At 69.7% G+C, this 12,353-nt stretch carries 8 protein-coding genes, 1 tRNA gene and 1 pseudogene; 8 read left to right on the top strand and 2 right to left on the bottom strand.

Going from position 1 to position 12,353, the window contains the following annotated elements; all coding sequences use genetic code 11:
• Nucleotides 1-2 precede the first annotated feature (2 nt).
• Nucleotides 3-1,685, bottom strand: coding sequence for a thiamine pyrophosphate-binding protein (locus OH768_RS10195; protein ID WP_406452239.1), 1,683 nt, complete (start codon nt 1,683-1,685; stop codon nt 3-5).
• A 154-nt stretch (nt 1,686-1,839) separates the two neighbouring features.
• Here OH768_RS10195 and sucC point away from each other — a divergent pair, with 154 nt between their 5' ends.
• The 3 genes from sucC to OH768_RS10180 all read left to right on the top strand — a co-directional run bounded on the left by sucC (nt 1,840) and on the right by OH768_RS10180 (nt 5,580).
• Nucleotides 1,840-2,970: an ADP-forming succinate--CoA ligase subunit beta gene (sucC, locus tag OH768_RS10190; RefSeq protein WP_406452237.1), complete on the top strand. Its 1,131-nt coding sequence runs from the start codon at nt 1,840-1,842 to the stop codon at nt 2,968-2,970.
• A gap of 11 nt (nt 2,971-2,981) precedes the next feature.
• On the top strand, nt 2,982-3,926 hold the full coding sequence (gene sucD, locus OH768_RS10185; protein ID WP_406452235.1) for a succinate--CoA ligase subunit alpha: 945 nt from the start codon (nt 2,982-2,984) through the stop codon (nt 3,924-3,926).
• A gap of 118 nt (nt 3,927-4,044) precedes the next feature.
• A complete protein-coding gene (locus OH768_RS10180) occupies nt 4,045-5,580 on the top strand; it encodes an aldehyde dehydrogenase family protein (protein ID WP_406452233.1) in 1,536 nt (511 codons plus the stop codon).
• 54 nt (nt 5,581-5,634) lie between these two features.
• On the opposite strand, the gene OH768_RS10175 is transcribed toward OH768_RS10180, so the two are convergent.
• Entirely contained in the window at nt 5,635-6,543 is a 909-nt protein-coding gene (locus tag OH768_RS10175; protein ID WP_406452231.1) for an LLM class flavin-dependent oxidoreductase, read from the bottom strand.
• 73 nt (nt 6,544-6,616) lie between these two features.
• On the opposite strand from OH768_RS10175, the gene OH768_RS10170 reads away from it, so the two are divergent.
• The 5 genes and pseudogenes from OH768_RS10170 (at nt 6,617) to OH768_RS10150 (ending at nt 12,192) form a co-directional block, all read left to right on the top strand.
• Nucleotides 6,617-7,081, top strand: a complete 465-nt coding sequence (locus OH768_RS10170) for a MarR family winged helix-turn-helix transcriptional regulator (protein ID WP_406452229.1) — start codon at nt 6,617-6,619, stop codon at nt 7,079-7,081.
• Between the two features lie 157 nt (nt 7,082-7,238).
• A tRNA-Leu gene (locus OH768_RS10165) sits at nt 7,239-7,326 on the top strand.
• 174 nt (nt 7,327-7,500) lie between these two features.
• The gene (locus OH768_RS10160) at nt 7,501-8,520 is read left to right on the top strand and encodes a DNA-directed RNA polymerase subunit alpha (protein WP_019073061.1); all 1,020 of its coding nucleotides are present in this window, start codon (nt 7,501-7,503) and stop codon (nt 8,518-8,520) included.
• 169 nt (nt 8,521-8,689) lie between these two features.
• Nucleotides 8,690-11,073, top strand: a pseudogene (locus tag OH768_RS10155) (penicillin acylase family protein).
• Nucleotides 11,074-11,301: 228 nt separating this feature from the next.
• The gene (locus tag OH768_RS10150) at nt 11,302-12,192 is read left to right on the top strand and encodes a glycoside hydrolase family 19 protein (protein ID WP_406452227.1); all 891 of its coding nucleotides are present in this window, start codon (nt 11,302-11,304) and stop codon (nt 12,190-12,192) included.
• Nucleotides 12,193-12,353 lie beyond the last annotated feature (161 nt).

The following is a 12,353-nucleotide window of genomic DNA, read 5'->3' as shown; positions in this document are numbered from 1 at the left end:
CCTCACTTGTACATCGTCTGGTTCATGGTTCCGGGGGCGTACGCGTCCGGGTCGACCCAGACGTTGATCAGCGACGGCCTGCCCGACTCGCGGGCGCGCCGCAGGGCCGGGGCGATGTCGGCGGGGTCGCGGACCTCCTCGCCGTAACCGCCCAGCATCTGGGCGAACTTGTCGTAGTGCACGTCGCCGAGGGTGTTGCCGACCCGCTCGCGCTCCAGGCCGTACTTCTGGGCCTGGCCGTAACGGATCTGGTTCATCGAGGAGTTGTTGCCGACGATGCCGACGAACGGCAGGCCGTAGCGGACGAGGGTCTCGAAGTCCCAGCCGGTGAGGGAGAACGCGCCGTCGCCGAACAGCGCGACGACCTCCTTGTCCGGCCGTGCCTGCTTCGCCGCGAGGACGAACGGGATACCGACGCCGAGCGTGCCCAGCGGGCCCGGATCCATCCAGTGGCCGGGCGACTTGGGCTGGACGACCTGCCCGGAGAAGGTGACGATGTCGCCGCCGTCGCCTATGTAGATCGAGTCCTCGGTGAGGAAGTCGTTGATCTCGCTGACCAGACGGTACGGGTGGATCGGTGAGGCGTCCGACTTCAGGCTGGGCAACCGCTTCTCGATCGCGGCCTGTTCGGCGGCGCGCAGCTCGTCGAGCCACTCCTTCCGCCTGGACGCACCGCCGTTGAGCCGTCCCGAGGCGGCGTCCGCGACCGACTTCAGTACGAGTCCCGCGTCGCCGACGATGCCGAGGTCGATGTCGCGGTTCTTGCCGACGGTGCGGTAGTCGAGGTCGATCTGCACGACGGTCGCGTCGGGGGAGAGGCGCTTGCCGTAGCCCATGCGGAAGTCGAAGGGCGTGCCGACGATGACGATGACGTCGGCGTGGGAGAACGCGTACCGGCGCGACAGCTGGAAGTGGTGCGGGTCGCCGGGCGGGAGGGTGCCGCGGCCCGCGCCGTTCATGTACGCGGGGATGTTGAGCGTGCGGACGAGGTCAATGGCCGCCTTGGTGCCGCGAGTTGTCCACACCTGACTGCCCAACAGGATCGCCGGCTTCTCGGCGTGCACCAGCAGGTCGGCGAGCTTCTCGATCGCCTCGGGGTCACCGGCCGAGCGCGTCGAGGCACGGTAGGCGCCGGTCTTGGGCACCCGCGCCTTGCTCACCGGCACCTTGGCGTCGAGGACATCGCGCGGGATCTCCAGGAAGGAGGGTCCTGGCGCGCCGTGGTAGCACTCGCGGAACGCCATCGACACCATGTCGGCGGCGCGTGCCGTGTCCGGGACGGTCGCCGCGAACTTGGTGATCGGCGTCATCATGTCGACGTGCGGCAGGTCCTGCAAAGACCCCATCTTGTGCTGGGTGAGGGCCCCTTGGCCGCCGATCAGCAGCATCGGGGACTCCGCGCGGAAGGCGTTGGCGACACCGGTCACGGCGTCGGTCGTACCGGGACCCGCGGTGACGACCGCGCACCCGGGCCTGCCGGTGATGCGTGCGTAGCCGTCCGCCGCGTGGGCTGCCACCTGCTCGTGGCGTACGTCGACGACTTCTATGCCCTCGTCGACACAGCCGTCGTAGATGTCGATGATGTGGCCGCCGCACAGGGTGTAGATGCGGTCGACCCCCTCGGCCTTCAGGGCTTTGGCGACGAGATGACCACCGGAAATCACGTCCTGGGTGTCGTCGGGCATGGCGAAGTCCTGTCCCTTCGTAGGGGGTTGGAAGGCTCTCGCGGTACATTGCATACAGTCGACGAATACTGTATGAAGCTTGTTATCCCGCATCCGGTGGGTGGTGTCCAGGGGGCGTGCGGCACTTTTAAGTGGGAGCCGAGAGGGAGCCGAGATGGACCTGTACGAGCACCAGGCAAGGCAACTCTTCGAGGAACACGGCATCTTGGTGCCCCGGGCCGAGGTCACCTCCTCGTCCAAGGAGGCACGCGGGATCGCCCGCCGACTGGGCGGCCAGGTGGTGGTGAAAGCCCAGGTGAAGACTGGTGGGCGGGGTAAAGCGGGCGGAGTGAAGTTCGCCGCGGATCCGGCCGCCGCCGAGCTGACCGCACGGCAGATCCTCGGCATGGACATCAAGGGGCACACGGTCGGCACGGTGATGCTGGCCCAACCCGTCGACATCGAGAGCGAGTTCTACGTCTCCTACGTCCTCGACCGGGCGGCCGGCCGTTTCCTCGCGATCGCGTCCGCGGAGGGCGGTACGGAGATCGAGGAGATCGCCGCCCGTCGACCGGATGCGGTCGCCCGTATACGCATCGACCCGGCCGAGGGCGTCACCTCGGCGAAGGCGGCCGAGATCGCCGAGGCGGCCGGACTGCCGCCGCAGACCGTCGACGTCCTCGTCCGGCTCTGGGAGGTGCTGGTCCGCGAGGACGCCGTCCTCGTCGAGGTCAACCCGCTCGTGCGCACCCGGCAGGGGCAGATCCTCGCACTCGACGGCAAGGTCACCCTCGACGACAACGCCCGCTTCCGGCAGACCCGTTGGGGAGCCGAGACCGCGGTGCACGACGATCCGCTGGAGGCCGCGGCAGCCGCGAAGGGACTCAACTACGTCAAACTCGACGGCGAGGTCGGCGTCATCGGGAACGGTGCCGGCCTGGTCATGTCGACGCTCGACGTGGTCGCCGGGTGCGGTGCCCGCCCCGCCGACTTCCTCGACATCGGCGGCGGGGCATCCGCCCAGATCATGGCCGACGGACTGTCCGTCATCCTCTCCGACCCGGCCGTGAAGTCGGTATTCGTCAATGTCTTCGGCGGGATCACCGCATGCGACGCGGTGGCCGACGGCATCGTGCGGGCCCTGGGGACCATCCAGTTGACCAAGCCGCTGGTCGTCCGGCTCGACGGAAACAACGCGGCCCGCGGCCGGGCGATCCTCGACGGCCACGCCCATCCACTGGTCCAGCAGGCCACCACCATGGACGGCGCCGCCCGCCGCGCCGCCGACCTCGCCAACGCGCGTTAAGGAGCCGGGACATGGCGATCTACCTCACCAAGGAGAGCAAGGTCCTCGTCCAGGGCATGACCGGCGGCGAGGGCATGAAGCACACCCGCCGGATGCTCGCCGCCGGCACGAACATCGTCGGCGGAGTCAACCCGCGCAAGGCGGGCCGCACCGTCGACTTCGACGTCCCCCAGTGCCCGAACGGCCTGGGAGGTGCCGCCATGGCCGTCCCCGTCTTCGGGTCGGTCGCCGACGGTATGCGGTCGACGGGAGCCGATGTCACCGTCGTGTTCGTGCCGCCCGCCTTCGCGAAAGCGGCGGTGATCGAGGCCGCCGACGCGGGCATCGGCCTCGCCGTCGTCATCACCGAGGGCATCCCCGTCCACGACTCGGTCGCCTTCACGGCCTACGCCAGGGCGAAAGGCACCCGGATCATCGGCCCCAACTGCCCCGGCCTGATCACCCCCGGACAGGCCAACGCCGGCATCATCCCCGCCGACATCACCAAGCCCGGCCGCATCGGCCTGGTGTCCAAGTCCGGCACGCTCACCTACCAACTCATGTACGAGCTGCGGGACATCGGCTTCTCGACCTGCGTCGGCATCGGCGGAGACCCCGTCGTCGGCACGAGCCACATCGACTGCCTCGCCGCGTTCCAGGACGACCCCGACACCGAACTCGTCGTGCTCATCGGGGAGATCGGCGGCGACGCGGAGGAGCGGGCGGCCGTATACATCCGCGACCACGTCACCAAGCCGGTCGTCGGCTACATCGCCGGTTTCACCGCGCCGGAGGGCAGGACGATGGGCCACGCCGGTGCCATCGTGTCCGGTTCCTCCGGTACGGCGGCGGCGAAGAAGGAGGCGCTGGAGGCCGTGGGAGTCAGGGTCGGGAGTACGCCGACGGAGACCGCCCGGCTGGTGCTGGACCACCTGGAGGCGGCGTGGGAGGCGACAGGTGACGTCACTCATGGTTGATGTGACGTGACTGTCGGGCTCCTTCGGGTGCCACTAGCTTCACCTGTGCGACGGTTCGTGCGTTGGACCGTTCCTGCCTCACCCCGCCCCGACTGTGCACCGAGAGCGGAGCAGAAGCATGGCATCAACCCTCAAAACAGGCACGTCCTGGAATGACGCGCTACGGCGTTGTCTCGCCGTAGCGCCAGAGGCGTTCCAGGACGACCGTGTCCTCAATCTCTGGAACGCCGCCTGGCAGCGGGACGGCCGGGCCCTGCCCGCGACCACCCCCGTCGACGGCAGCCCCATCGCCGGACCGCCCCGACTGGACCGGTCCACCGCCCAGCAGGCCGTTCGAGCCTCCCTCGACCAGCACCGGGCCTGGCGGCACGTCCCGCTCGACGAACGGCGTGCCCGCGTCGCCGCCACACTCGACGCCCTCACCGAGCACCGCGAACTCCTCGCGCTGCTGCTGGTCTGGGAGATCGGCAAGCCCTGGCGGCTCGCGCAGGCCGACGTGGACCGGTCCATCGACGGTGTGCGCTGGTATGTCGACGGCATCGAACCGATGCTCGCCGGCCGCACCCCGCTCGACGGCCCGGTGTCGAACATCGCGAGCTGGAACTACCCGATGAGCGTGCTCGTCCACGCCGTGCTGGTACAGGCGCTGGCGGGCAACGCGGTCATCGCCAAGACCCCGACCGACGGCGGCGTCGCCTGCCTCACCCTGGCCTGCGCGCTCGCCGCACGCGAGGGCATCCCCGTCACTCTCGTCAGCGGCAGCGGCGGCGAACTGTCGGAGGCGCTGGTCCGGGCGCCCGAGATCGGCTGCGTCTCCTTCGTCGGCGGGCGCGACACCGGAGCCGCGGTGGCCACTGCCGTCGCCGACCTCGGCAAACGGCACGTACTGGAGCAGGAGGGACTCAACACCTGGGGCATCTGGAACCACACGGACTGGGACACCCTCACCGCCGTCATTCCCAAGCTCTTCGACTACGGCAAGCAGCGCTGCACCGCGTATCCGCGCTTCGTCGTCCAGCGCGAGCTGTTCGACGAGTTCCTCACCGCCTACCTCCCCGCGGTCCGAACTCTGCGCGTCGGCCACCCTCTTGCCGTCCAGCACGCCGAAGACCCCTACCCCGAGCTGGACTTCGGCCCGGTGATCAACGCGGCCAAGGCCAAGGAACTCCACGACCAGGTGGCCGAGGCGATCGACCGCGGCGCCGTACCGCTGCACCGCGGCAAGCTGTCCGAGGCCAACTTCCTTCCCGGGCAGGACACTTCGGCGTACGTCCGGCCCGTCACGCTGCTCAACCCGCCACCGTCGTCCCCGCTGCACCACGCGGAGCCGTTCGGCCCGGTCGACACCATCGTCCTGGTCGACACGGAGGCGGAACTGCTGGCCGCGATGAACGCGTCCAACGGTGCGCTGGTCGCCACCCTGTCCACCGACGACCGGGCGACCTACGACCGACTGGCCCCGCAGATAAGGGCGTTCAAGGTCGGGCACGGCAAACCGCGTTCCCGCGGCGATCGCGGCGAGTTGTTCGGCGGGTTCGGCGCCTCCTGGCGCGGCGCCTTCGTCGGCGGCGAACTCCTCGTCCGCGCCGTGACGCACGGACCGGTGGGGGAGCGGCTGCCGGGCAACTTCCCGGAATACCAGCTCATGCCGTGACCGGCCCTCGTCGGCTCACGCGGTGATCTGCGGCCGGGCGGCACTCGCGTCCGTCTAGTACCGCCCGGCGATGATCTCGTCGGCCAGCCGGCGGGCCACGCCCCGCGGATACGGGCGCGGCAGGCTCAGCACGATGTGGTTCATCCCCGCGTCGACGAGCCGGCCGACCGTCTCCCGGGTCGTGGCCGGCTCGTCGTACGACACCAGGATCTGCACCGAACGCGTGATCCCGGCCGGGTCGCGGCCCAGCTCGGCGCAGTGCGCGTCGAGGACGCGGGCGCGCTCGGTGACGTACTCGACGGTGTTGTGCGGCGGCCCTGGAACGTTCCACATGTCGGCGTGCTCGGCGACCAGCCGCAGCAGCCGGGTGCCCCAGCCGCCGATCAGCAGCGGGGGACCCGGCCGCTGGACGGGCTTGGGTTCGCATCGTGTACCCCGGAGCCGGTAGTGGCGGCCCTCGAAGTCGAAGACGTCCCGGGTCCACATCCCCTTCAGGATCGCGACGGTCTCCGCGAGCCGCTCGATGCCCTCACCCGGCGGGACGAGCGAGAGGCCGTAGGCCGCGTACTCCGCGATCGCCGGATTGGCACCCGGGATTCCCCCGGCGCCGGGCGGCTGCCGTGTCCCGCCGACTCCCAGCCCGAGCACGAGGCGCCCGCCAGAGATCACGTCCACGGTGGACGCCATCTTGCCGAGCACGGCCGGTGGCCGGACACGGTTGCTGGTCACGAGGAGACCGAGCCGCAGCCGCTCGGTCTGGGCGGCGAGAGCGCTGAGCAGAGTCCACCCCTCGTGTATCTGCCCGTCCTGAGGCCCGGCGACAGGCAGCAGGTGGTCCCACAGCCAGGCGTCCGCGATCTCCGGCACGGCGTCCGCCTCCAGCCAGACCCGACGGATGTCCTCGTACGGCACATGCATGGGTGTGGTCTTGATCCCGAAGCGCACAGTGGTTTCGTCTGCCATGACCGTCAGCCTACTCAATCATCAGCAGCTCTGACGATCAGAAGGGGGATTCATGTCGGGATACAGTCGGGGAATGTCCAACGATCGGTCACCCAGCCCCCTGGAGTCCCGGCTCGGCTATCTCCTCAAGCACGCGCAGGCGGAGCTGGCCAGGGCGTCGGCCGAGGCGCTCGCCCCGCACGGCGTCGACAGTCATGAGCTGGCCGTACTGGTGGTGCTCGCCGCGGGGGAGCCGTTGTCGCAGGTCGAGGCCGCCGGGCGGCTCGGTGTCGACCGCACCACGATGGTGTCGCTGATCGACGGCCTGGAGGGCCACGGCCTGGTGGTGCGGCGGCGCAGCCCGCAGGACCGCCGCAAGAACATCGTCGAACTGACGCCCGAGGGGCAGGACTGCCTGCGTCGGGCGGAGACGGCCCGTCGAGCGGCGGAACGGCGTTTTCTGGCTCCGCTGGACGAGGCGGGAGCGGCATCGCTCGTACGGGCGCTGCAGACCCTGGTGCTCGCCGGGCGGAAGCCGGAATCCGGCGCGTGTCCGTAGCGGTTCGTTCACCCGTGGTGGCGGAGTACCCGCAGGTGGCAGGCCTCGCGCGGCTGGTTCAGCAGGGGCGGATATGCAGGTGAAAGGCACTCCGAAAGCTTGGTATTGTTGTCCATGTCGCCGCGGGGAACACCCCCGGCCGGGCGGCAGACACCTCGTCCGGGTGGCGGAATGGCAGACGCGCTAGCTTGAGGTGCTAGTGCCCTTTATCGGGCGTGGGGGTTCAAGTCCCCCCTCGGACACCAGCTGAGACCCCACTTCACGTGGGGTTTTCTGCTTGCCAGGGCCGTCGTGCGGTCGGCCCGCAGATGACATCTGACCCACCCGGCAGGCCCGGCGAGGTTTGCAGCGATGTCGACGTATCCTTCTTGAGGTCTACGGCGTCAAATAGTGGGCGCCGAAAATGGAGGCAACACCCCGTGCTCATTGCTCAGCGTCCGTCCCTGACCGAAGAGGTCGTCGACGAGTTCCGTTCCCGGTTCGTGATCGAGCCGCTGGAGCCGGGCTTCGGCTACACCCTCGGCAACTCCCTCCGTCGTACGCTTCTCTCCTCGATCCCGGGTGCGGCGGTCACGTCCATCCGTATCGATGGTGTCCTGCACGAGTTCACCACCGTGCCGGGCGTCAAGGAGGACGTCACCGACCTCATCCTCAACATCAAGCAGCTCGTCGTCAGCAGCGAGCAGGACGAGCCCGTGGTGATGTACCTGCGCAAGCAGGGCCCGGGTCTGGTCACCGCCGCCGACATCGCGCCCCCGGCCGGTGTCGAGGTGCACAACCCCGACCTCGTCCTCGCCACGCTCAACGGCAAGGGCAAGCTGGAGATGGAGCTGACCGTCGAGCGCGGCCGCGGCTACGTCTCCGCCGTGCAGAACAAGCAGGTCGGTCAGGAGATCGGGCGCATCCCGGTCGACTCGATCTACTCGCCCGTGCTGAAGGTCACGTACAAGGTCGAGGCGACGCGTGTCGAGCAGCGCACCGACTTCGACAAGCTGATCGTCGACGTCGAGACCAAGCAGGCCATGCGTCCGCGTGACGCGATGGCGTCGGCCGGCAAGACCCTGGTGGAGCTGTTCGGTCTCGCGCGCGAGCTGAACATCGACGCCGAGGGCATCGACATGGGCCCGTCCCCCACGGACGCCGCCCTGGCCGCCGACCTCGCCCTGCCGATCGAGGAGCTGGAACTCACCGTCCGCTCCTACAACTGCCTCAAGCGCGAGGGCGTCCACTCCGTGGGCGAACTGCTGGCTCGTTCCGAGGCCGACCTGATGGACATCCGCAACTTCGGTGCGAAGTCCATCGACGAGGTCAAGGCGAAGCTGGCCGGTCTGGGTCTGGGTCTCAAGGACAGCCCGCCCGGATTCGACCCGACCGCCGCGGTCGACACCTTCGCCACCAACGACGCGGACACGCGGTTCGTGGAGACCGAGCAGTACTAGAACGCCGTAAGCGGTAAGTCCCGGTGCCCTGGTCGAGCAGCAGCCCGACCAGGGCGCCGTCGTATGCCGGGCCGGGCCTCAGGGGCTACATCCCGAGGCTGACAGACCGGCCCGGAGATCCGCCGGGGGTGGGATGCCGCCTCGCCGTCCGCCCTGAAGGGTGGCGGCCATGCGTGAAACCGGAGAACTGGCGAAGCGTCACAGACGTTTGTTGTCAGGCAGGTTGGCGGCTCTCGGGGCTGCGCTCTGTCTCACCTCGGCCACCATGGCCCTGCTGCCCGCCCCCGCGTCCGCCGCCACGACGGTGGCCGACGGCGGGCACACGGTCCGGATCAGCCGGACCGAGTACGGCGTACCGCACATCCTGGCCCAGGACTTCGACGGGCTCGGCTACGGCTACGGATACGCGTTCGCGCAGGACAACGTGTGCGAACTCGCCGACCAGGTCGTGACGTTGCGGGGTGAGCGGTCCCGGTTCTTCGGGCCCGACGGGAACTCCGGTACGGGCGCCAACCTCGCGAGCGACACCTACTACGGCGGACAGCTGCGCGCCGGGACAGCGCGCCGGCTGCTCGACGAGAAGGCGCCGTTGGGGCCGACGGCGGTGCTGCGGCGGATGGTCGAGGGGTACGCCGCCGGATACAACCGCTATCTCCGGGACACCGGAGTCGACCGGCTGCCGGACACGCGCTGCAAGGGCAAACCCTGGGTACGGCCGATCACCGCGCTCGACCTGTGGAATGTCGTCCACGACGTCAACAGGGTGACCGGGACAGTGCCGTTGGCTCCGGACATCGGCGACGCACGACCTCCACCTCCTCGACCACCCCTGCCGCGACAACCGGCTCCCGGAACGGCCTCGTTGGTCTCGGCCTCGCCTCCGCCGACGTCGGCAGCAACGGCTGGGCGCACGGCCGGGACGCCACCCGCACCGGCAACGCGATGGTGCTCGCCAACCCGCACCTGCCCTGGGCCGACGGCAACTTCCGCTTCTACCAAGTGCAGTTGACGATCCCCGGCACCCTGGACGTGTCCGGCGCCGGCCTCTACGGCACCCCGCTGGTGGAGATCGGCCACAACCGCACCCTCGCCTGGACGCACACCGCGAGCGACGCCCAGCACGGCTCCTTCTACGCCCTCAAGCTGGTGCCCGGCGATCCGGCCAGCTATCTGCTCGACGGCAGGGCCGTACCGATGGAACGCCGTACGGTCCCGGTCACCGCACGCGGCGCGGACGGTGGCCTGTCGACCGCCGAACGGACCCTGTAGACCTCGCGCTTCGGCCCCGTCCTGTCGTCCGGCTGGACCACGACCACCGCCTACGCGATCCGCGACGCCAACGCCGACAACCTGCGCTCCATGAACACCTGGCCGGCCATGGGGAAGGCACGGACCCTCGGTCAACTCCGCGCCGCCCAGGACACCTTCCAGGGCGTCCCCTGGACCTACACTCTCGCGGCCGACACCAGCGGCGCCACCTACTTCACCGACTCCTCGGCCGTCCCGCACCTCACCGACGAGCAGTTGAAGCGCTGCACCGTCGCGGCCGGAGGAGGGCCCACCGCCCTGGACGGTTCGACGTCGGCCTGCGCCCGGGGCAGTGACCGCGACGCGCTCGTGCCCGGCCTCTACGGGCCCTCCCACCAGCCGAAGTCGGTCCGCACCGACTATGTCGCCAACTCCAGCAACGGCCCCCAGTACGCCAATCCGGAGGCACCCATCACCGGCCTCCCCGGTGTGTACGACATCGGCACCCACCTCGGCGAGCGGGCCCGGCTCGGCCTGGAGACGATCCCCCAACGCCGGGACGGCACGGACGGGTTGGGCGCACCGGGCTTCACCGGGGACACCCTCGGCGCGTCGATGCTCGGCAACCGTGTCCTGTCCGCCGAGACGGGCCGCGACGACGTGGTCGCCATGTGCCGCGCCCACCCGAGCCTGACGGCCACCAACGGCGAGGAGGTCGACGTGCGGCAGGCGTGCGCGACCCTCGCGCACTGGGACACCCGCGCCGACACCACCAGCCGGGGCATCGTGCTCTGGAGCGCCTTCTACGAAGCGCTCCTCGACGACGGTCCGATCGACACCTGGCACCGCGTCCCCTACGACCCCGCTCAGCCCCTCACCACGCCCCGCGGCATCAACGGCGACGACAACCATGTCCGACGCGCGCTGGCCGACGCCGTCCAGGAGTTCGCCGCCCGTGACCTCCCGGTCGACGTCGCACTCGGCGCCGTACAGAAGTGGGCCGGGATCCCGCTGCCCGGCTGCGACGTGGGCTGTTTCGACGTCGTGGAGGCGGGGCCCGACTCCGGCACCGGCACCCCGGCCGCCGGCGCCTTCGGCAGCAGCTTCCTGATGACCGTCGAGCTGACCCCCGACGGGCCCCGCGCCCACACCCTCCTCACCTACGGGGAGTCCGCGAACCCGACGTCACCCCATTTCTCGGACCAGACCCGGCTGTTCTCGCGCAAGCAGTGGGTCACCGAACGCTTCACCGGGGCGGAAATCGCCGCCGCCCCGGGGCTGGAGGTGACGACTCTGCGCAGGTGAAGCGGGTCGGAGCTGCGCGGGGCCGGCCGCAACTCGGCGGCCCGGATGTGGGGTTGACTGGTCTATACCCTTGACTGGTACATACCAATGCGGTTCAGTGAGTGCCGTCATCCCCCACCACGGCCGCCCCCCACGTCGTGACCGGTCCGACCGGCCCGTGCGCACAAGGCTCCGCTTCGCCCTGCCCTTGGCGGGGTACGGCCGTGCTCCACAGAGGAGTTGAACCCTGTGTCGAGACGCCGCATCGCCGCAGTACTGACCGCACTCGTCCTCGGTAGCCTTACGCCCGTGGTCCTTCCCGCCGCCGGCGCGTCCGCCGCGTCCTGTTCCAGCTATCCCAACTGGGTGGCCGGGCAGTCGTACGTCACCGGCAACATCGTCCGCTACACCGACGGCAAGGCGTACATCGCCGAGCACGACAACCCGGGCTACGACCCGGTCATCAGCACCTGGTTCTGGGAGCCGTACGCCTGCGACGGCGGCTCGGGAACGCCCGTCGGCACCTTCGTCGTCAGCGAGGCGCAGTTCAACCAGATGTTCCCGAGCCGGAATTCCTTCTACACGTACAGCGGTCTCACCGCCGCCCTCAGCGCCTACCCGGGCTTCGCCAACACTGGCAGCGACACCACGAAGAAGCAGGAGGCCGCCGCCTTCCTCGCCAACGTCAGCCACGAGACGGGCGGGTTGGTGTACATCGTCGAGCAGAACACCGCCAACTACCCGACGTACTGCAACTGGAACGAGCCCTACGGCTGCCCGGCCGGCCAGTCCGCCTACTACGGGCGCGGTCCGCTGCAGCTCAGCTGGAACTTCAACTACAAGGCCGCCGGTGACGCGTTGGGCATCGACCTGCTGGGCAACCCCTGGCTGGTGCAGAACGACTCGGCCGTGGCCTGGAAGACCGCGCTCTGGTACTGGAACACCCAGAGCGGCCCCGGCTCCATGACCCCGCACAACGCGATGGTCAACGGCGCCGGTTTCGGCCAGACCATCCGCAGCATCAACGGCTCGGTGGAGTGCGACGGCAAGAGCCCCGCCCAGGTGCAGAGCCGCGTGGACGCCTACAACCGCTTCACCTCGATCCTGGGGACCACCCCGGGCGGCAACCTGTACTGCTGAACGTGCGGCAGGGCACCGGCCGGACCGCACGTCCGGCCGGTGCCCCGTCCCGTCCACGCGTTCCAGGGACGAAGCGTCCCCGCAGGTCGGCCCCTGTGCGAGCGTTCCAGCTTCCCGTATCCCCCGGCTGCCGTAGCCCCTGGGACGGATCGCCGCGCACG

Origin of the sequence: Streptomyces sp. NBC_01622 (genome assembly GCF_045209635.1) — a bacterium.
Classification (GTDB): domain Bacteria; phylum Actinomycetota; class Actinomycetes; order Streptomycetales; family Streptomycetaceae; genus Streptomyces.
Note: the sequence above shows the minus strand (reverse complement) of the source record. Positions and strands in the feature narration are given on the sequence as shown.